16 protein-coding genes are annotated in these 19,372 nt (G+C 64.9%); 9 read left to right on the top strand and 7 right to left on the bottom strand.

The genetic code is table 11. The annotated features are described in order from the left end of the window. Positions 1–165: 165 nt before the first annotated feature. From GGR17_RS09010 to GGR17_RS08985, 6 genes are all read right to left on the bottom strand, one after another. Positions 166–1,083 carry an N-carbamoyl-D-amino-acid hydrolase gene (locus GGR17_RS09010; RefSeq protein ID WP_054538715.1) on the bottom strand — a complete coding sequence of 306 codons (918 nt, stop codon included), beginning with the start codon at positions 1,081–1,083 and terminating at the stop codon, positions 166–168. Then, positions 1,080–2,309, bottom strand: coding sequence for a M20 family metallo-hydrolase (locus GGR17_RS09005; protein WP_054538714.1), 1,230 nt, complete (start codon positions 2,307–2,309; stop codon positions 1,080–1,082). The genes GGR17_RS09010 and GGR17_RS09005 overlap by 4 nt, the downstream gene beginning before the upstream one ends. After that, positions 2,306–3,547 (bottom strand): diaminopropionate ammonia-lyase, encoded by a 1,242-nt coding sequence (locus tag GGR17_RS09000; protein ID WP_054538713.1) that lies wholly within the window; start codon positions 3,545–3,547, stop codon positions 2,306–2,308. Before GGR17_RS09000 ends, GGR17_RS09005 begins: the two co-directional genes overlap by 4 nt. A gap of 72 nt (positions 3,548–3,619) precedes the next feature. After that, the gene (locus tag GGR17_RS08995; protein WP_054538712.1) at positions 3,620–4,657 is read right to left on the bottom strand and encodes a DctP family TRAP transporter solute-binding subunit; all 1,038 of its coding nucleotides are present in this window, start codon (positions 4,655–4,657) and stop codon (positions 3,620–3,622) included. A gap of 35 nt (positions 4,658–4,692) precedes the next feature. Beyond that, positions 4,693–5,976 carry a TRAP transporter large permease gene (locus GGR17_RS08990; protein WP_235974469.1) on the bottom strand — a complete coding sequence of 428 codons (1,284 nt, stop codon included), beginning with the start codon at positions 5,974–5,976 and terminating at the stop codon, positions 4,693–4,695. Then, entirely contained in the window at positions 5,976–6,479 is a 504-nt protein-coding gene (locus GGR17_RS08985) for a TRAP transporter small permease (RefSeq protein ID WP_235974468.1), read from the bottom strand. The genes GGR17_RS08990 and GGR17_RS08985 overlap by 1 nt, the downstream gene beginning before the upstream one ends. Before the next feature lie 132 nt (positions 6,480–6,611). Between GGR17_RS08985 and GGR17_RS08980 the strand changes: the two genes are divergently transcribed. From GGR17_RS08980 to GGR17_RS08955, 6 genes are all read left to right on the top strand, one after another. Continuing rightward, a complete protein-coding gene (locus tag GGR17_RS08980) occupies positions 6,612–7,472 on the top strand; it encodes a MurR/RpiR family transcriptional regulator (protein ID WP_054538710.1) in 861 nt (286 codons plus the stop codon). 328 nt (positions 7,473–7,800) lie between these two features. Continuing rightward, positions 7,801–9,414 carry a peptide ABC transporter substrate-binding protein gene (locus GGR17_RS08975; protein WP_054538709.1) on the top strand — a complete coding sequence of 538 codons (1,614 nt, stop codon included), beginning with the start codon at positions 7,801–7,803 and terminating at the stop codon, positions 9,412–9,414. Positions 9,415–9,480: 66 nt separating this feature from the next. Continuing rightward, positions 9,481–10,404: an oligopeptide ABC transporter permease OppB gene (gene oppB, locus GGR17_RS08970; RefSeq protein WP_054538708.1), complete on the top strand. Its 924-nt coding sequence runs from the start codon at positions 9,481–9,483 to the stop codon at positions 10,402–10,404. 3 nt (positions 10,405–10,407) lie between these two features. Then, positions 10,408–11,334, top strand: coding sequence for an ABC transporter permease subunit (locus GGR17_RS08965; protein WP_369817381.1), 927 nt, complete (start codon positions 10,408–10,410; stop codon positions 11,332–11,334). A 1-nt stretch (position 11,335) separates the two neighbouring features. Beyond that, positions 11,336–12,304 carry an oligopeptide/dipeptide ABC transporter ATP-binding protein gene (locus tag GGR17_RS08960; protein WP_054538707.1) on the top strand — a complete coding sequence of 323 codons (969 nt, stop codon included), beginning with the start codon at positions 11,336–11,338 and terminating at the stop codon, positions 12,302–12,304. Then, entirely contained in the window at positions 12,301–13,287 is a 987-nt protein-coding gene (locus GGR17_RS08955; RefSeq protein ID WP_054538706.1) for an oligopeptide/dipeptide ABC transporter ATP-binding protein, read from the top strand. Before GGR17_RS08960 ends, GGR17_RS08955 begins: the two co-directional genes overlap by 4 nt. 10 nt (positions 13,288–13,297) lie before the next feature. On the opposite strand, the gene GGR17_RS08950 is transcribed toward GGR17_RS08955, so the two are convergent. Then, positions 13,298–13,972 (bottom strand): CerR family C-terminal domain-containing protein, encoded by a 675-nt coding sequence (locus GGR17_RS08950; protein ID WP_162231818.1) that lies wholly within the window; start codon positions 13,970–13,972, stop codon positions 13,298–13,300. A 160-nt stretch (positions 13,973–14,132) separates the two neighbouring features. Between GGR17_RS08950 and GGR17_RS08945 the strand changes: the two genes are divergently transcribed. Genes GGR17_RS08945 through GGR17_RS08935 form a run of 3 tightly spaced genes read left to right on the top strand, consistent with a single transcriptional unit; the run spans position 14,133 to position 19,350 of the window. Then, positions 14,133–15,248, top strand: a complete 1,116-nt coding sequence (locus tag GGR17_RS08945; RefSeq protein WP_054538704.1) for an efflux RND transporter periplasmic adaptor subunit — start codon at positions 14,133–14,135, stop codon at positions 15,246–15,248. Then, the gene (locus tag GGR17_RS08940; RefSeq protein WP_054538703.1) at positions 15,245–16,303 is read left to right on the top strand and encodes an efflux RND transporter periplasmic adaptor subunit; all 1,059 of its coding nucleotides are present in this window, start codon (positions 15,245–15,247) and stop codon (positions 16,301–16,303) included. Before GGR17_RS08945 ends, GGR17_RS08940 begins: the two co-directional genes overlap by 4 nt. Then, the gene (locus GGR17_RS08935; RefSeq protein WP_054540369.1) at positions 16,303–19,350 is read left to right on the top strand and encodes an efflux RND transporter permease subunit; all 3,048 of its coding nucleotides are present in this window, start codon (positions 16,303–16,305) and stop codon (positions 19,348–19,350) included. The genes GGR17_RS08940 and GGR17_RS08935 overlap by 1 nt, the downstream gene beginning before the upstream one ends. Positions 19,351–19,372 lie beyond the last annotated feature (22 nt).

Genomic DNA, 19,372 nt, shown 5'->3' with positions numbered 1-19,372 from the left:
GCCCATCAAGAAGAGTCCGGAAAACACGCACAAACGAACCTTTTCAATGCGTTATATGACAAGACACGCGTTCGTGAAACCCTCGAAATTCACAAGTCCGCGCAGCCTCGCAGCATGCCCGAACACAGCCCGACCGGCAGCCGGGCTGCGCGCGGCGAAACCAGTTCATCCCGTTGGCTTTGGCGCCGTGATGGCCGCATAATCCGAAGGCTCGCGATGCTGCGCGAAGTCAAAGACGTTGCTGCGGATTTCAGCGCAGCGGTCCAGGTCGATCTCTGCCGTGATCACCTCGTCGGCGCTGGTCGCGGCACGGGCCAGGATTTCGCCGGTCGGCGCCACGATGATGCTGCCCCCGATCAGCTCGCTCCCCTCTTCCACCCCGGCCTTCGCCACGGCCACCGCCCACAATCCGTTCTGGTAACAGCCCGCCTGGATCGACAGTTCGTTGTGGAAATACTGCAGATGATCGTGTTCCGGCGCGGGCGGGTAATGCGCCGGCGTGTTATAGCCCAGAACCACCAGTTCCGCCCCGCCCAGCCCCAGCACCCGCCATGTCTCTGGCCAGCGCCGATCGTTGCAGATGCACATGCCGAGCTTGCCGCCGAAGGCGTCAAACACAGGAAAGCCCAGGTCGCCCTTTTCGAAATACCGCTTTTCGAGATGCTGAAAAGGCCGCCAGTCTTCGTTTTCGCGGTGGCCCGGCAGGTGGATCTTGCGGTATTTCCCGACGATCTCGCCCGCGGCCGACACAATGATCGCGGTGTTGAAATGCCGCCCTTCCGGCGTCAACTCGCCGTAGCCAAGGTGGAAGCCGATCCCCAGTTCCCTGCCCAGATCGAACAGGGGCGCGACGTCGGCGTTCGGCATTTCGGTTTCGAACCACGCGTCGATCTCGGCGGGGTTTTCCATGAACCAGCGCGGGAAAAATGTCGTCAGTGCCAGTTCGGGAAAAACGACCAGCCCGGCCCCACGGGCATGGGCCGTGCGCATCAGCGCGCACATGCGCGCCACCGCAGCACTGCGCGGCTCGTCCCTGGCGATCGGCCCCATCTGCGCGCCCGCGACCACGATTTTTCTGCTCATGTCTTTGCTCCTGCCAGATCGCAAACGAGATCGAGGAGCACCTGTGCGCCCGCCACGATATCCCGCTTGTCGCTGTGTTCTTTTATGTTGTGGCTCAGCCCCTTTTCCGAGGGGATGAAGATCATCGCCGTCGGGCAATCGGGGGCGAACATCTGTGCGTCATGCCCCGCCCCGGACGGCATGCGCTTGACGCTCAACTGCCGCGCGGCGGCCGCCTGCGCGACCTTGCCCACCAGCGCTTCGTCGAAGACCACCGGCGCGAACCGGGCGAGCGCGCGGTGTTCCACCGTGCAGCCCGCCGCTTCGGCCGCGGCTCCGGCCTCGGCCAGCAGGCGCGCGGTTGCGGCGTCGAGCGCCGCGCCATCGGTGTTGCGCAGATCAACCGTCAGACGCGCCTGTTCGGGCACCACGTTGATCAGCCCCGGCGACAGTTCGAACACCCCCACAGTCGCCACCTGCGGCGGGCCAAGCTCGGCCGCGATCCGGTCGGCGGCCAGCGCGATCCGCATGGCCACCTGCCCCGCGTCGCGGCGCAGCGCCATCGGCGTCGTGCCGGCGTGGTTGCTTTGGCCATGCACCGTGAACTCGGTCCAGTGGATGCCCTGCACGCCGGTGACCGCGCCGATGCGTGTACCTTCCTGCTCCAGCACGGGCCCCTGTTCGATGTGCAGTTCGAGATAGGCCGCGGGCGTGATCGGCGCGTCCGTGCCGCGATAACCGATCCGGTCAAGCGCTTCGCCCACCACCCCGCCGCCATCGGTGGCCCGCGTGGCAAGCATGGCGTCAAGATCAAGCGCGCCCTGATAGACGCCCGAGCCCATCATGTCAGGGGCGAACCGTGCGCCTTCTTCGTTGGTGAAGGCGGCGACGGCAATCGGCATCGCGGTTTCGATCCCGGCCCCATCGAGCGCGGCCACAACCTCCAGCCCCGCCAGAACGCCCAGAGCCCCATCGTAGAGCCCGCCGGTGGCGACCGTGTCTATATGCGAGCCGATCATGACCGGCGCGCCTGCACCCCTGCCCGCGCGCAGCCCCCAGATATTACCAATCGCGTCGATGAAAACGGTCAGGCCCAGGGCCTCCATCTCGGCAACCAGCCAGTCGCGCCCGGCCTTGTCGGCATCGCTCAGCGCCAGGCGGCAGACGCCGCCGCCTTCAAGCGCGCCGATCCGGCCGAGGGCGGCAATCCGCGCCATCAGCCGCCCGGGGCTGATCTCGGCCTTCATCGCGCACCCTCGCGAACCGCATCTGCGGTCAGGCCGACAAGCTGCGTGTAAAGCGCGGGGTCTGTATCGCCTTCGGTGCCGAACAGCAGCACGCGCGAAGACGGATCAAGGCCAAGCATCGCGCGCGCCTCGGCATCGCGCAGCGCGGCGGCCAGCCCGGCCAGCCCCGCCACGGCGGATTCCCCGGCCACGATCGCCGCGTCGCCGCCGGCCGGCCGCGCCAGCCGGCGCATCGCCGCTACGGCGGCGTCATCGGTCAGCGCCAGGACCGCATCGGCGTGGTCGTGCAGGATTTCCCAGGCGAGCGCAGAGACCTCGCCGCAGGCCAGCCCGGCCATCAGCGTATCGAGATCGCCCGCGACCGCCGTGGGCCTGCCCGCGCGAAAGGAAGACAGAAAACAGGCGGAGCGGTCGGGATCGCACAGGATGATCCGTGGCCGGCGCGTGCCCCAGCGCCTTACCGCCAGGGCGGTAACCGCGGCGGCCATGCCGCCCACGCCGGTCTGCAGAAAGATGTGGGTCGGCGGTGTGTCGAGCGCGTCAAAAGCCTCCGCCGCCATGACCTCATAGCCCTGCATCACGTCTCGCGGCACGTCCATATAGCCTTCGTAGGAGGTGTCGGAGACCACGAACCATCCCTCTTTCGTGGCGGTTTCCTGCGCCACGCGCACGCTGTCGTCGTAATTCCCGTCACAGCGGCGGACCTCGGCGCCGTAAGCCTCGATCGCCGCCTTGCGCGCCTCGGAGACCGTGGCGTGGATGAAGATCACGCAGGCGCAGCCGAAGTTGCGCGCACCCCAGGCGACCGAACGCCCGTGGTTGCCATCGGTCGCGCAGCACACGGTGATCCGTGCGGCAAGATCGGGATAGGCCACGCGTGTCACCTCATCCATCGTGACTTCGCGCCCCAGCGCCTTTGACAGTTCCGCCTTGAGCAGCCGGGCCACGGCATAGGCCCCGCCAAGCGCCTTGAAACTGCCCAGGCCAAAGCGGCCGCCCTCATCCTTGTAGTGCAGCGTGGCGATGCCGAGCTCTGCCGCAAGCGCGGGCAGCGCCACCAGCGACGTGGGCGCATAGCCCGGCCAGCCGGAGATCGCATCGAAGGCCGCGTTCAGCCCCGCGTCGCTCAGAATCGCGTTCTGTGCCGCCGTCCAAGGATTGTCGCGTCTCGCCCCTTGGTTGAGACGCAGGGTAAAGCCCTCCGGCGTGCCTGGAGCGCGTGAGATTTCAGTGGTCATGGAATCCTCGGAATTATTGGCCCCGGTGGGCGGTGGCCCGGGCGGCACACCGCCGCCCGGGCCGGTCTGGGATCAGAAGCCGGCCTTTTCCTCGTCGATCGAGGTCAGCATGGCTTCGAGCATCGATGCGCCCTCGGTGCCGTATTTTTCCTCGATCAGAGTGCGCACGGCCGGCTGGGCGGCGGCGGCGAACTTGGCCTGCTCCTCGGGCGTCACGACGTTGACCTCCATTTTGGCGGCAAGTGCGGGAAGACCCTTGTCGGAGGCTTCGATCACGCGGCTCATGGCGCGGCCCGCATCGGTGGCCACATCAGAGGCCCAGTTGATCAGGTATTGATCCTCTTCGCTGAGCGAGGCCAGGAACTCGGCGTTCATCGTCCAGATATAGGGCGTGATCAGGTGGTTGGTGATCGAGAGGTATTTCTGCACCTCGTCGAACTTGGCGAAGGCGATGATCGGCACCGGGTTCATCTGGCCATCGGCGACACCCGTCTGCAGCGCGGTATAGACCTCGGCCCAGGGCAGCGCGGTCGGCTGGCCGCCCAGCGACGAGATGATCGTTTCATGCGTCGGCAAGGTCATGGTGCGGATGCGCTGGCCTTCCATGTCGGCCACCGAGGCGATCGGCGCCTTGCCCGAGGTGAAGGCGAAGAACCCGCCGGAATCCAGAAGGCCGAGCACTTCGAGGCCCGTTTTTTCCTCCAGATCGGCTACGAATTTTTCACCGAAGGAACTGTCTTCGTCAATCACCTTGGACGCGACACCGATGTTGGGAAACGCAAACGGGATGTCGAACACGCCGACCAGCGGATAGTGCTGCGCGATGCCGCCCGACGACGAGATCGTGCTTTCCACGAGGCCCGAACGCACTTGTTCGATCACCTCGTTATCCTTGCCAAGCTGGCCGTTGGGGAACAGTTGCACCTCGATACGGCCGTTCGAATTGGATTCCACCAGCGACTTGAACACCGCCGACATCGCGCCCGAATGGCTGGCGAACGGGTCTTCGGGATTGAGATGCGCCAGGCGGATGGTGATATCGGCGGCCTGCGCGCTTGCACCGAGGCAGAGCCCGACCAGCGCCAGGGAGGCGGATTTGAGGATCGACATGGATAGTTCCTTTCCTGTTGGGAATTGCACCGGGGTCAGAGCCCCAGCAGTCTTGGTATGAAAAGCGTGAGGCCGGGCCAGAAGGCGATCACCAGAAGGATACCGACCTCGGCGATGATGAAGGGCCAAAGCTCGCGCGTGATCGCCTCGACCTTCTCGCCGGTGACAGAGGCCAGCACAAAGAGGCAGGCCCCCACCGGTGGCGTCATCAGCGAGATATTGAGCGCGAGAATGATCATGATGCCCGCATGTACCGGCTCCATCCCGATCTGCACCGTCAGCGGTGCCAGCACCGGGGCAAGGATGATCAGCGTGGCGTTGATATCCATCACCAGCCCGATCAGCAGCAGCAAGATCAGCACCAGGGCGATAATGATCTGCGGGTTGTCGGACACCGCCAGCAGCCCTGTCGCGATGGCCTGCGGAATACGGTTGAACGTCATCCACCAGCCAAGGATCGAGGCGGAGGCGATGATCAGGAAGATCACCCCGGTGATGCGGGTGGTGCGCACGCCGATCTCATACAGATCGCGCCAGGAAAGCGCGCGGTAGATCACCCCGCCGACGAACAGCGCGTAGGCCACGGCGATGGCGGCCGCCTCGGTTGGCGTGGCGAACCCGCCCAGGATCGAGCCCAGGATGAAAACCGGCAGCAGCGCCGCCAGAAAGCCTTCGCGCAGGGCCTGCGCCACCGCACGGAAGCTCGGGCGCCCCGCGCCCTTGGGCAGGTTCTTGCGCCGCGCGGTCAGCGCGATGACGCCCATGCAGATCCCGCAGATCAGCAAGCCCGGCAGGATGCCCGCGGCAAACAGCCCCGCGATCGACACGCCCATGATCGAGCCATAGATGATCGCCAGCGTCGAGGGCGGGATGGTCGGCCCGATGATCGAGCCCGCGGCGGTGACCGCGGCCGCATAAGCGCGCGTGTAGCCCGCCTTCTGCATCGCCGGCACCATCGTGTTGCCAAAGGCCGCCGCATCGGCGGTGGCCGAGCCGGTGATGCCCGCGAACATCACGCTCGCCACCATGTTGGAATGCGCCATGCCCCCGCGCATCCAGCCCACCAGCGCATCGGCGAGCTTCACCAGCCCCTGCGTGATGCCCGAACGGTTCATGATCTCGCCCGCAAGGATGAAAAACGGCATGGCGAGAAAGGGAAAGAGATCCAGCCCGGCAAAGATCCGGTCGGGGGCCATCTGCATGAAGCGCGGCCCCATATCCAGAATGCCGATCATCCCCGCCACGCCGATGGAAAAGCCCACCGGCATTCCGATCGCCATCAACCCGAAGAACGCGATTGCCACCAACAAGGTACCCATCAGTTATCTCCCGTCGGAACAATGGTGGCACCGGTCGCCTCTGGCGCGCTTTCGGCGAAATAGTCGTGGATGCCGATCAGGGCCAACTGGATACAGGCAACAGCGGCCGCCAGCGGGACACCCATGAACGGATACCCCTTGGGCATGTCGTAAATCATGGTCAGGCGCGAAAACCCCTTGGCGGCGAAACCGATGCCATAGAAGAAAAGCGCGAAGAAAAAGACGAAGGCGATCACATCGAAAGAGACCGCCAGCCAGCGCCGCACCCGTGCCGGAAGACGCCCGAAGATGAACTCGACGCCGATATGCTCGCGATGCGCGATGCCCGACGACACCGCCAGAAGCGCCATCCAGATCATCAGGTAGCGCGCCAGTTCCTCGGTGAAGGTCAGCGGCAGGGGGATGACGTACCGCACCAGAATGCCCAGCCAGACGTCCAGAACCAGCACCGCCAGAAGCGCGACGCAGATACGCTCCACGCCCCAGTTGACTCTCAGGCTCAATCGCTTTGCTCTGATCGCTATGTGTGACACCGCGCGAATATCCCCAGATTGCGAGTCTTGACGACGTGACGAAAATATTTTTCCATCAGTCAGTAAATAATGAAATCTCATTTTCTCCACCGGAGTCAAAGCATGCCCAATAATCAAGCAAAAATCGGCAGCCAAACGATGGCGCGGCGTATTCATGAGGCATATTCGGGATTATCCGAGGGCGAACGGCGGATCGCGGAAACCATTCTCCAAAGCCCGGCCGAGCTCGCCGTGTTCACCGCCTCGGAACTGGCCGGTCAGGCCGGTGTATCCAATGCAACCGTCAGCCGGTTCTTCCGGCGCCTCGGCTACAGCAATTTCGAAGAGGCCCGGCAGGACGCACGCCGGATGCGGGCGCTGGGATCACCGCTCTACACCGGGCGCAAATCTACGGACAGGAGCGACCCCGTATCAGAGCTGATCCGCAGTGAGATCGCCCTGCTCGAGACAACCTTGACCCGGGTGAATCCGCTCACGATCAAGGAAATCGGCCAGGCCATCGCGACAGCGCCCCGCATCCGCACCCTGGGCTACCGCAACAGCCATTTCCTGGCACAATACGCCACGGCCCAGCTCGCACAGATGCGCCCCGGCGTGTCGCCGCTGCTCTTGCCGGGGCAGACCCAGGCCGAGGGCATCTCGATGCTTGGCAAGGGCGATCTCGCCATCATCGTGGGCCTTCGCAGGCGCCCATCGGGTTTCGTCCGCGCGGTCGAGGAGATCGCGGAGCGTGGCGCCAGCATCCTTTTGATCGCCGACCAAACCATCCGGGCCGCCCCGGCCTTCGCGACATGGACGCTCGAATGCGCCGTCGACACACCCCAGTTCGCGGATTCCTATGTTGGCGCGGTCTCGATGCTGCGGCTGCTGACCCTGGAAACACGCCGCGCGCTGGGAGAGGCGGGCCGGGTCTATCTCGAAGAGGTCGAGGAGCTTCGCGGGCGGCTGGGCGAGCTGGAATAGACCTGACGGCAAGATCCGCCGCAGCGCGCAGAATCGCTTCGGGGGCGCGAGGAAGGCCCGTTTCAGGAATGCGGCGCCCGTCCGATCACGGTCTGCCCGGAAAAACGTCAGCTTTCCGCCCCGCCAGACCGTATTCGCCAAAAAATGCGCAGCACTGATAAGCCCGATGCCCCTGGCCCTGCCTCATCTCTTCAAATCAGAATATTACTCGACGTAAGGGCTCGCCCGTCTTGAACTCTGCAATCGTTGGTGGTGCAGTAAGCCTATGCCCCGGCAACGGCATCGTTCGGGCGGCGCAGTTTTCAACCACACGGCAAAGAGGTCATCTATGAAACGGACACTGCTTTTTTCATTCCTGCTCGGCACGTCGCTGGCGACGGCGGCGCTCGCGGCCAGCCACATGAAAGATGGCGTGGCGCTCGCCGACGAACAGGTGTTCACCTACCGCGTTCTAGATGACATCAAATCCTTCGACCCGCAGATCAACACCGATGTCGACGGCTCCGGCGTGCTGCGCGACCTGTTCGAAGGGCTTTTCAACGATGATGCGATCGGCGATCAGGTGCCCGGCGCGGCCAAGGGCTATACGCTCAGCGAAGACAAGAAAACCTATACCTTCACCCTGCGCGATGCGAAATGGTCGAACGGCACGCCGGTGAAAGCGTCGGATTTCGTCTATGCGTGGCGCCGGCTGGTCGATCCGGCGACAGCTTCGGAATATGCGTGGTACATGGAGCTGATGGGCGTCACCAACGCCTCGGCGGTCACCAAGGGCGAACTGCCGCCCGAAGAGCTGGGTGTGACGGCACTCGACGACAAGACGCTGCAGGTGACGATCGACCAGCCCCTGCCCTATTTCATCTCGATGCTCACCCATTCCTCGACCTTCCCGGTGCCGCAGGCCGTTGTCGAGGAACTGGGCGATCAATGGACCAGGCCGGGCAATCTTGTCGGCAACGGCGCCTATGTGCTGACCGAATACCAGCCGGGTGAACGCGTGGTGCGCGAACGCAATCCCGAATACTGGAATAACGATGAAACGATCATCGACAAGACCGTCGCCCTGATCATCAATGACGAAAACCAGGCGCTGACCCGCTATCTGGCCGATGAGCTGGACAAGACCGATGTGCCCGCCGGCCAGTACCCGAGGCTCAAGGCCGAGTACCCCGAAGAGGCCTATTCCTTCCCCCGCTCCTGCTCCTACATCTATTTCTTCAACATGGGCGAGAACGGGCCGGAGTACTTGAAGGACGTGCGCGTGCGCAAGGCGCTGTCCTATGCCATCGACCGCGACATCATCGTCGAGCGTATCCTGCAGGGTGGCCAGTACCCGTCTTACAACTTCACCCATCAGGCGACCGCGGGCTTCAAGCTGCCGCCGATCGAATGGGCGGAATGGACTCAGGCCGAGCGCAATGAAAAGGCCAAGGCGCTGCTGGCCGAGGCCGGCTATGGCAAGGACAACCCGCTGAAGGTCACCATCAACTACAACACCGACGAGGGGCACAAGAAGATCGCCATCGCCGCGTCGCAGTTCTGGAAACAGACGCTGGGCGTCGAGACCGAGCTGGCGAATTACGAATGGAAGGTCCACACCGACAAGATGCAGAAGGGCGATTACGAAATCGGCCGCTATGCCTGGTGCGGCGACTATAACGAAGCTTCGACCTATCTGGATCTGATGACCAGCTATTCGGGCCACAACAACGCCAAATATTCGGATCCGGAATATGACCGCCTGATGGCCGAATCCAAGACCATGGCCGACCCGCAGCCGAACTATACCGCCGCCGAGGCGATGCTGGCCGAGGCGATGCCTTTCGCGCCGATCTATCAGTACACCGGCGTGATCATGCTCAAGCCCGAGGCCAAGGGCTGGCCCGTCGAGAACCTGATGCAGAACTGGTATTCGCGCGATCTATATATCACCGCCGAATAACCCGTTGCGCGGGGCGCCCCGTGTCGGGCGCCCCACCCCTTTGTGTCATCCGGCGGTTTGCTCCCCATGTTCAACTTCATACTGAAACGGCTGGCCGTGGCCGTGCCTACACTGCTTATCCTCATCATTCTGTCTTATGTGCTGATGCATGCGGCCCCCGGCGGCCCCTTCACCCAGGAACGCGCCGTCCCGCCCGAGATCATGGCCAATCTCGAGGCGAAATACGGGCTGAATCAGCCGCTGTGGAAACAGATCCTGACCTATGTGACGGATGTGACCACCCGGTTCGATTTCGGCCCCTCCTTCGTCTACAAGGACCGGAGTGTGAACGAGATCATTGCCCAGGGCTTTCCGATCACCCTGACCTACGGCACGATATCCTTCGTCGTCGCGGTGCTGGCGGGCTGTACGCTGGGCGTGCTGGCGGCGGTCTATCACAACAGCTGGCTGGATTACCTGGCCGTCGGCATCTCGGTCGGGGCGCAGGTGCTGCCCAATTTCGTGATGGCGCCCATCCTGGTTCTGGTCTTCACCCTGTGGCTGGGCTGGTTGCCCGGCGGCGGCTGGCAAGGGGGCGAATGGCAGTTCCTCGTGATGCCGGTGATCGCGCTTTCGACCAGTTTCATGGCCTCTATCGCGCGGATCACACGCTCTTCGATGCTCGAGGTGCTGAACGCCAATCACATCCGCACCGCCCGCGCCAAGGGTCTGCCGACCCGCCGGGTGATCCTGCGCCACGCGCTGAAACCCGCGCTGCTGCCGGTGATTTCCTATCTCGGCCCGGCCTTCGTGACCATGATCACCGGTTCAGTGGTGATTGACATGTTCTTTTCCACCGGCGGCATCGGCTTGTTCTTCGTCAACGCCGCGTTGAACCGGGACTATTCCGTGATGATGGGCATCACCATTCTGGTGGGCGGGCTGACCATCATCTTCAACCTTGTCGTCGATATCCTCTACGCCTGGATCGACCCGAAAATCCGGTACTGAGCCATGATCATCGAAAAAGAGAAAATGACCAGCCTGGCCGACCGGCTGGTCGAGCAGGAGGTGAAGGGCCGGTCGCCCTGGACCGATGCGCGCAAACGTTTCCTGAGGAACCGTGCCGCGATGGCCGGGCTCGTGGTCCTGGTACTGGTTCTGATCTTCGCCGCGACCGGGCCGTTTCTGGCGCGGTTTTCCATTGACGAGATCGACTTCATGATCATCGGCCAGGTGGCGGAACTGGGCGGCCCCTCGTTCGAGACGGGCCACTACTTCGGCACCGACGATCTGGGCCGCGACCTGTTCGCGCGGGTCGTTCAGGGCACGCAGGTATCGCTGATGGTGGGCATCGTGGGCGCGGGGATCGCGGTGATCGCGGGCACGCTTTACGGCGCGGTTGCGGGCTATGCCGGCGGCGCGCTCGACAACCTGATGATGCGCGCCGTCGATATCCTGATGGCCATCCCCTACATGTTCGTGCTGATCCTGCTGCTGGTGATCTTCGGCCGCTCGATCGGGATGCTGTTCGTGGGCATCGGCCTTCTGTCGTGGCTCGACATGTCACGCATCGTGCGCGGTCAGACCCTTTCGCTGAAGAACAAGGAATTCATCGAGGCCGCGCGCGCCACCGGCGTTTCCGGCTTTCGCATCATCATCCGGCATATCGTGCCCAACCTTCTGGGGGTGGTGGCCGTTTATGCCACGCTTCTGGTGCCGCTGATGATCCTGACCGAAAGCTTCATCAGCTTCCTGGGTCTCGGCGTGCAGGAGCCGCTGACCTCCTGGGGTGCGCTGATCTCCGAAGGCGCGGGGACGATGCAATACGGCACGCTCTGGCAGCTTGCCTTCCCGCTGTTCTTTTTCGTCATCACCCTGTTCGGCTTCTTCTTCGTGGGCGATGGCCTGCGCGATGCGCTTGACCCGAAGGACCGCTGACATGGCCCTGCTTGATATCCGCAATCTCTCGGTCGATTTCGACACGAATGACGGCACCGTCAGCGCGGTCAGCGACGTCAGCCTGTCGGTCGCGCCCGGCGCCACCCTTGCCATCGTCGGCGAAAGCGGCTCGGGCAAAAGCCAGACCGCCTTTGCCGCGCTCGGCCTGCTGGCCCGCAACGGCCGCGCCACCGGTTCCGTCATGTTCGACGGGCAGGAAATCCTGAACGCGCCGCTGTCGGTGCTGAACCGGATCCGTGCCGCCGAGATCGCCATGGTGTTTCAGGATCCGATGACATCGCTCAACCCCTATATGCGGGTGTCCGACCAGATGGCCGAGGTGCTGACCCAGCACAAGGGGATGAGCAAGCGCGATGCGGTGGCGGCCTCTGTCCGGATGCTCGACGCGGTGAAGATACCCGATGCCAAGGCCCGCGTGCGGCTTTATCCGCACGAGTTTTCCGGCGGGATGCGGCAGCGGGTGATGATCGCCATGTCGCTGCTGGCCCGGCCGCAGCTTCTGATCGCCGACGAGCCGACCACGGCGCTGGATGTGACGGTGCAGGCGCAGATCATGCATCTGTTCGCCGAGCTGCAACAGGAATTCGGCATGGCCGTGCTGCTGATCACCCATGATCTGGGCGTGGTCGCGGGCTTCTGCGAAGAGGTTCTGGTGATGTATGGCGGGCGGATCATGGAACAGGCCCCCACCGATCCGCTGTTCGAAACCCCGTCACACCCCTATACGCGCGGCCTGCTCAAGGCGATCCCGCGTGTGGATGTGGCCACCCATGCGCTCGACACCATCCCCGGCAGCCCGCCCAACATGCTGCACCCGCCCGCGGGCTGCCCGTTCGAACCGCGCTGCCGCTGGGCCGGCGAAGACTGCCGCGCCGCGGTGCCGCCGCTGGACCGCTTCGCCCCCGGCCGAAGCCGCGCCTGCATCCGCAAACCGGAGGAGCTGACATGACCGATCTGCTGAAAGTCGAGGATCTGCGCGTGAACTTCGACATCCACCGCGATGGCGACATGCCCTGGACCCCGCCGCGCCGGCTGCAGGCGGTGAGCGGCGTGGATTTCACCCTCAAACAGGGCGAAACGCTGGGCATCGTCGGCGAAAGCGGCTGCGGCAAGTCCACCCTCGCCCGCGCCCTGATCCGGCTGGTGCCCGGCGAGGGTCGCGCGCTGTGGCTGGGCTCGGAAAACCTGCTGGGGCTGTCGCGGTCGCGCATGATGAAATACCGCTCGCAGATCCAGATGGTGTTCCAGGATCCGCTCGCCTCGCTTGATCCGCGCATGACCGTGGGCCAGATCATCGCCGAGCCCTTGCGCACCCACCGGCGCGATCTTTCGGCGCCCCGGGTCAAGGCGCGGGTGAAGGAGATGATGGAGCGGGTCGGCCTGCTGCCCAACCAGATCAACCGCTATCCGCATGAGTTTTCCGGCGGCCAGTGTCAGCGCATCGGCATTGCCCGTGCCCTGATCGTCGAGCCCAAGCTGGTGATCTGCGACGAGCCTGTGTCGGCGCTCGACGTGTCGATTCAGGCCCAGGTGATCAACCTGCTGATGCGGCTGCAGCAGGAGATGGGGCTTTCGCTGATCTTCATCGCCCATGATCTGAGCGTCGTGCGCCACATCTCTAACCGGGTCATGGTGCTCTATCTGGGCAAGGTGATGGAGATCGCGACGCGCGACGCGCTTTTCGGCAAGCCGCTGCATCCCTACACGCAGGCGCTGATGTCGGCGGTGCCGATCCCGGACCCCAAGATCGAGCGCAACAAGACCACCATCCAGCTTGAGGGCGATCTGCCCTCGCCGATGGCGCCGCCCTCCGGCTGCGTTTTCCGGACGCGCTGCCCGAAGGCGCAGGCGCTTTGCGCGGACAATCCGCCAGTGCTGGAACGCAAGGCGGACGGCGAGGAAGATCAGAAAGTGGCCTGCCATTTCGCGTGAGCGGCCGCGCTCAGGGGTGTTGCGGGCCACCAATGGCATCGCGCACCCCGATCTGTCGGATGAACGCCTCCATCCGGGCGATCTCGGCCGCGCCGATCTCGTCCCAGCCCAGAACCGAAAGCGTCAGGTTCCGCTGGCTGCGCAGGCTGAAGATCATCATGATCATCGCCGCCACCCGCATCCGCAGATCGACCCCGCCGCCCGCGCCGTTCTCGACCGTCGCCAGAACCGAGGCCACCGCCTGCACCAGCCGGCTGACCCCCTGATCCTGAATAATGCCGAACGCCTCGTCATTCTCCCGTTCGCAGCGCGACATGAACTGGATCCAGGCGGGCGGAATCTGCGCCGAGACGACGATCCGGAACATGGCGGTCAGGGCCTGCTCGAGCCGCCGGACGGGGTCACGCTCCGGCCCGTGAACGAGCGCTTCGGCCACCGGATCGAACCGGTCGCGAATACCCCCCGCGATCACCCCTGCCGCGGCCAGGTAAAGCTCTTTCTTGCCGCCGAAATGATAGGATACCGCCGCCAGGCCCGCGCCGCTGCGACGGGCGAGATCGCGCAGACGGGTGGCGCCGTAGCCATGCGCCCCGAACGCCTCGATCGCGGCGGCGATCAGCTTTGCGCGGGTGGCGTCGCTGCGCGCGGCATGGCCGTTCGGGCTGAGGGATTCGTTAACCTTCATGCGGGCACAATCGCCCAGCCCGCGCCGCAACGCAAGAAGTTGGAACAGGCGTTCCAACTCACTTGACACTCGCTTGGCGCGGCTGTTACGGGCAAGATGGGGAAACCGGAAAAACCGCTGAAGCGGCATAACAGTGAACTGGTTATCGGAGACGCGGCACATGTGCAGGTATCCCAGAACGATCGCCCGGGGCCTGGCGGCTGTCACTGCCGGCATCCTGTCGGCCGCGCTCGCGGCAGCGGCGGCGGCGGCGCAGGACACGGCACAGGGCGACGCGCCGAAGGCCGCGCCCCTGCCCGTTACACTGGTGCAGGCCAAGTTCGCCTCGGTGATCTCCAGGGCAAGCCTGACCGGCGACATCGAGCCGCGCGAGAGCACGCAGATCGCCTTCCGTGACGGCGGACGCATCCTGTCGCTCGAGGTGACCGCCGGCGACCATGTGATCAAGAGCCAGGAGCTTGGCCAGGTCGACGCGACCCAGGCGTTGGAACGCCTGCGCGAGGCCGAGGCCGAAGGCGAGGCGATTCTGGCCGATCTGGAACGGGCCAAGCAGGATTTCGACCGTCAGGTCGCGCTGTTCGACCGGGGCGTGACCACGCGTGTGCTTCTGGATGAGGCAAGCGAAGCGTTGCAGACGCTGCAGGCCCGCCTGAAACAGGCCGACGCGCAGATCAGCCAGAGCAAGGCCGCGCTTGATGAAACCGTGTTGCGGGCGCCGTTCGACGGGTCGGTGATGGAGCGGATGGCCGAGCCGGGGCAGATCGTCGGCCCCGCCACCCCGGTCTTCGAACTTGCCGCGGATGACGGGCTGGATGCGGTTTTCGCGGTGCCCGACACATTCCTGGCGCATCCGATCGAAGGCACCGAGGTCGAGCTGCGCATGCTGGACCAGCCCGACCTGATGATGACAGGCACGGTGCGCGAGGTCTCTCCGATGCTCGACCCCCGCAACGGCAGCATCACGGTGCGCGTTTCGGTGAACAACCCCGATCCGTCGGTCCGGCTGGGCGCGCCGGTCGCGGGGGCGATCGGCTATTCCGCCGGCGCCGCTTTCGCCCTGCCCTGGACGGTTCTGACAGCCACCGCAAAGGGGCCGGCCGTCTGGGTCGTGAACCGGCCGGACATGACCGCCCATCTGCGCCAGGTCACGATCTCCCGGCATCTCACCGGGCGCGTGCTGATCTCGGAGGGGCTTGAAGAGGGTGAACTCGTGGTCGCCGACGGCTCTCATCAACTGTATCCAGGGCGCCCCGTCCGGGAAGGCAAGGCCGAATGATGCGCATGATCCTTCTGATCGCGATCGCCGGCCTGCTGGCCGGCTGCAAGGAAGATGACCCTGCCGCGCTGCCGCCACGGCCTGTGGTTTCCGAAATCGTCCGCACCAACCAGATCGAGGCGCGCGACCTGACCGGCACGGTCGCCGCGCGCGTCGAAACCGATCTGGGGTTTCAGGCCACGGGGCGGATCATTTCCCGCCCGGTGTCGATTGGCGATGTGGTTGCCCGTGGCTCCGTGCTGGCCGAGCTTGATCCGGACGATCTGGAAAGCGCCCGACAGGCTGCGGCCGCCGGCCTTTCCGCCGCAAAGGTGCGGCTGGAAACGGCCCGGCGCGCATCGGAACGCACGCGCGCGCTTGTGGCGCGCGGGGTGGCGACCGTGGCGCAGCAGGAAAGCGCCGACAGCGCGCTTTCCTCCGCCAAGGCAGAGCTGGAACGCGCGACCGCCGTACTGACCAAGGCGGAAGACGCGCTAGGCTTCGCTGTGCTGAGGGCCCCGCTGGACGGTGTCATCACCGATGTCCTCGCCGATGCCGGGGCGGTCGTGTCGGCCGGGCAGCCGGTGGTGCGCCTTGCCGGAACGCGCGATCGTGAAGCGGTTGTCGATCTTCCCGAAAGCGCGGTGGAGGCGCTTGGCGACGACGCCGTGTTCGAGGTCGGGCTTCGCGGCTTTCGCGACATCCGCACCACCGCACGCGTCACCGAGATCGAACCGGTTGCCGACAGCGCAACCCGCACGCGACAGGTGCATCTGGAACTGAAGGAGCCGCCGGCCTCCATGCGGCTGGGGGTGCTTGTCCACGTACATCTCATCGGCGGTGGCGGCGCGCTGATCGCGGTTCCCGAAAGCGCCATCCTGTCGGAGAACGGCGCGAGTTATGTCTGGCGGGTGAAGCGGCCCGAAGACAGGGTTGAACGTATCGCGGCCGAGGTTTCGCCGCTGGGCGATGGCCGGGTGCGCGTGCACTCGGGCGTCGATGTGGGGGACGAGATCGTGACCAGGGGTGTCCATAGTCTGGAGGCGGGCCAGCGCGTCGGGCCGCGGGTGCAATGATGCGGGGTTTCAACCTGTCGGACTGGGCGCTGCGCCATCGCTCGTTCGTCTGGTACATGATGATCGCCTCGCTGATCGCCGGCACCATTTCCTATATCGGCCTGGGGCGCGAAGAGGATCCCAGCTTCTCGATCAAGACGATGATCGTGGCGGCCGCCCTGCCCGGCGCCGATACCGACGAAACGCTCGGCCAGGTCACGGACCGGATCGAGAAGAAGCTGGAAGAGCTCAACGAGCTTGACGCCACCCGTTCGGTGACGGCGCCGGGTCAGGTCGTGGTGTATGTCGACCTGCTGCCCACCACGCCCGCGCGGGAGATTCCGCGCATCTGGCAGCAGGTGCGCAACATGATGACCGACATCCGCGCCGATTTCCCCGAGGAATTCGCCGGCTTCCAGTTCAACGACAGTTTCGGCGACGTGTACGGCAACATCTATGCCTTCACCTCCGACGGGTTCACCCCGCGCGAATTGCGCGATTACGTCGAGGCGGTGCGCACGGAGATAGAGGCGCTGCCCGACGCCGGCAAGATCGACCTTATCGGCGCCCAGGACGAGGCGATCTATCTGGAGTTCTCGACGCGGCGGCTGGCGGCGCTGGGGCTTGACCAGCGCGAGGTGGTGGCCACTCTGGCGGATCAGAATGCCATCGTGCCCTCCGGCGTGATCGACGCCGGCGACGAACAGGTGATCGTGCGTGTCGGCGGCCAGTTCACCGACGCCGACAGCCTGGCGGCGGTGAACCTGCGGGTCGGCGACCGCTTTTTCAACATCGGCGACATTGCCGAGATCACGCGCGGCTACAAAGACCCGCCCGACAACCTGTTTCGCTACAACGGCCAGCAGGGCATCGCCCTGGTCATCGGCATGCGCACGGGCGGCAACATCCTGGACTATGGCGACGATCTGGAACAGTTGATGACGCGGGTCGAGGCGAAACTGCCGGTCGGGATCCACATGAGCAGGGTGGCGGATCAGCCTGATCAGGTCCGGCACGCGGTCGGCCATTTCGTGCGCGCCCTGGCCGAGGCGATCGCGATCGTTCTTGCCGTCACCTTCGTCAGCCTGGGGCTGCGGGCGGGCCTCGTCGTGACGCTGACCATTCCCCTGGTTCTCGCGATCACCTTCGTGATCCTTGATCGCTACGGGATCACGCTGCAGCGGATTTCGCTGGGGGCGCTGATCATCGCGCTGGGGCTTTTGGTCGATGACGCGATGATCGCGATCGAAACCATGATCTCGCGGCTGGAACTGGGGGAAAGCCTGCCCAAGGCGGCCTCTTACGCCTGGACCTCGATCGCCTTTCCGATGCTGACGGGAACGCTTGTCACGGTCGCGGGCTTCGTCCCCATCGGGCTGAACGATTCGGCCGCGGGGGAATACACCTTCTCGCTGTTCGTCGTGATCGCCGTCTCGCTGATTGTCTCATGGCTGGTGGCCGTTCTTTTCGCGCCGCTTCTGGGGGTCACCCTGCTGCCGGCGAACATGCCCCACCATGACGGCACACCGGGCCGGATCCGCAAGGCCTTTCACACGATCCTGCGGGCGGCGATGCGGGCGCGCTGGCTGACCATCGCGCTGACGCTGGCGATCTTCGGGGCGTCGATCTGGGGCATGGGATTTGTCCAGATGCAGTTCTTTCCGAATTCGGACCGCACGGAACTGATTGTCGATTTCACGGCGCGCCAGAACGTCTCGATCACCGAAACCCGCCGCCAGATGGACCGGCTGGAGGCCGGTTTCGCCGATGACGAGGATATCGAATACTGGACATCCTATGTCGGTCGCGGCGCGCCGCGCTTCCTGCTCACCTTCGAAGCGCCGACACCCGGCCCCTATCTGGGCCAGATCGTTCTGAACACCACATCGGTCGAGGCGCGCGACCGGGTCCGGGCCCGGATCGAAGCGCGCGCGGCCGAGGAATTCGCCGGCTTCGACATCTACCCCAAGCTTCTCGAACTCGGCCCCCCCGTGGGCAAGCCGGTGCAGTACCGCATATCGGGCCCCGGGCCTTCGGCCTTGCGCGACCGTGCCCGCGACCTCGCCGCGATCCTTGCCGGGGATGAGCGTCTGGCCGGGATCGTACTGGACTGGAGCGAACCTGCACGGGTGGTGCGCGTGGATGTCGATCAGGACAAGGCGCGCCAGCTTGGCGTGTCGGCGCAGGACATTGCGCTGTCGCTGAACGCGGTCTTCAACGGCCAGTTGATCACCGAACTGCGCGACGAGACATATCTGGTGGACATCATCGTGCGCGGAGCCGACGAAGACCGCCGTTCGGTGGAATCGCTGTTTGACCTGCAGCTGACCACGCGCGACGGCCGTGCCATCCCGCTTTCGAGCCTGGCGACGCTGCGCTACGACACCGAACAACCGGTGATCATGCAGCGCAACCGTGTGCCCACGATCACCATCAAGGCCGCCGTGGCGACCCGCGACCAGCCGCTGACGGTTGTCCGGGCGCTTGAACCGCAGATCCGGGAATTCGAGCAAACCCTGCCCGCCGGATACCGGATCGAGGTTGGCGGAACACAGGAAACCACCAGCGACTCGGTCATGCCGATCGTGCAGGTCGTGCCGCTGATGCTGATCATCATGGTGACGCTGGTGATGATCCAGATGCAGAGCTTCCGGCTCAGCCTGATCGTTCTTTGCGCCGCCCCGCTGGGCCTGATCGGCGTCGTCGCGGCGCTGGTGCCCTCGGGCGCCCCGCTTGGCTTCGTGGCGATCCTCGGGGTGCTGGCGCTGGTCGGCATCCTGATCCGGAACTCGATCATTCTGGTCAACGAGATCGAAGAGCTGCGCAAGGCCGGCAAATCCCGCTGGGATGCGGTATTCGAGGCTAGCGACAGCCGCGCCCGCCCGATCCTGCTGACCGCGGCCGCCGCCAGCCTGGCGCTGATCCCGATCGCCCGGCAGGTGTTCTGGGGGCCGATGGCCTATGCGATGATCGGTGGCATCATCGTCGGAACGCTGGTCACGCTCCTGTTCATCCCGGCGCTGTATCTGCTTGTCTTCCGTGTCGCGGCGCCAGGCGAAACGGAATAGGATAACATCGCACGGCTCAGGC

Source organism: Actibacterium naphthalenivorans (genome assembly GCF_014196965.1).
Taxonomy (GTDB): Bacteria; Pseudomonadota; Alphaproteobacteria; order Rhodobacterales; family Rhodobacteraceae; genus Actibacterium_A; species Actibacterium_A naphthalenivorans.
The sequence above is the reverse complement of the archived record's forward strand: the minus strand, read 5'-3'. Positions and strand labels throughout refer to the sequence as shown.

Excerpts from the sequence above, each read along its gene's own strand:
- GGR17_RS09010 (WP_054538715.1), bottom strand. The coding sequence starts at position 1,083 with ATGAGCAGAAAAATCGTGGTCGCGGGCGCGCAGATGGGGCCGATCGCC.
- GGR17_RS09005 (WP_054538714.1), bottom strand. The coding sequence starts at position 2,309 with ATGAAGGCCGAGATCAGCCCCGGGCGGCTGATGGCGCGGATTGCCGCC.
- GGR17_RS09000 (WP_054538713.1), bottom strand. The coding sequence starts at position 3,547 with ATGACCACTGAAATCTCACGCGCTCCAGGCACGCCGGAGGGCTTTACC.
- GGR17_RS08995 (WP_054538712.1), bottom strand. The coding sequence starts at position 4,657 with ATGTCGATCCTCAAATCCGCCTCCCTGGCGCTGGTCGGGCTCTGCCTC.
- GGR17_RS08990 (WP_235974469.1), bottom strand. The coding sequence starts at position 5,976 with ATGGGTACCTTGTTGGTGGCAATCGCGTTCTTCGGGTTGATGGCGATC.
- GGR17_RS08980 (WP_054538710.1), top strand. The coding sequence starts at position 6,612 with ATGCCCAATAATCAAGCAAAAATCGGCAGCCAAACGATGGCGCGGCGT.
- GGR17_RS08975 (WP_054538709.1), top strand. The coding sequence starts at position 7,801 with ATGAAACGGACACTGCTTTTTTCATTCCTGCTCGGCACGTCGCTGGCG.
- oppB (WP_054538708.1), top strand. The coding sequence starts at position 9,481 with ATGTTCAACTTCATACTGAAACGGCTGGCCGTGGCCGTGCCTACACTG.
- GGR17_RS08965 (WP_369817381.1), top strand. The coding sequence starts at position 10,408 with ATGATCATCGAAAAAGAGAAAATGACCAGCCTGGCCGACCGGCTGGTC.
- GGR17_RS08960 (WP_054538707.1), top strand. The coding sequence starts at position 11,336 with ATGGCCCTGCTTGATATCCGCAATCTCTCGGTCGATTTCGACACGAAT.
- GGR17_RS08955 (WP_054538706.1), top strand. The coding sequence starts at position 12,301 with ATGACCGATCTGCTGAAAGTCGAGGATCTGCGCGTGAACTTCGACATC.
- GGR17_RS08950 (WP_162231818.1), bottom strand. The coding sequence starts at position 13,972 with ATGAAGGTTAACGAATCCCTCAGCCCGAACGGCCATGCCGCGCGCAGC.
- GGR17_RS08945 (WP_054538704.1), top strand. The coding sequence starts at position 14,133 with ATGTGCAGGTATCCCAGAACGATCGCCCGGGGCCTGGCGGCTGTCACT.
- GGR17_RS08940 (WP_054538703.1), top strand. The coding sequence starts at position 15,245 with ATGATGCGCATGATCCTTCTGATCGCGATCGCCGGCCTGCTGGCCGGC.
- GGR17_RS08935 (WP_054540369.1), top strand. The coding sequence starts at position 16,303 with ATGCGGGGTTTCAACCTGTCGGACTGGGCGCTGCGCCATCGCTCGTTC.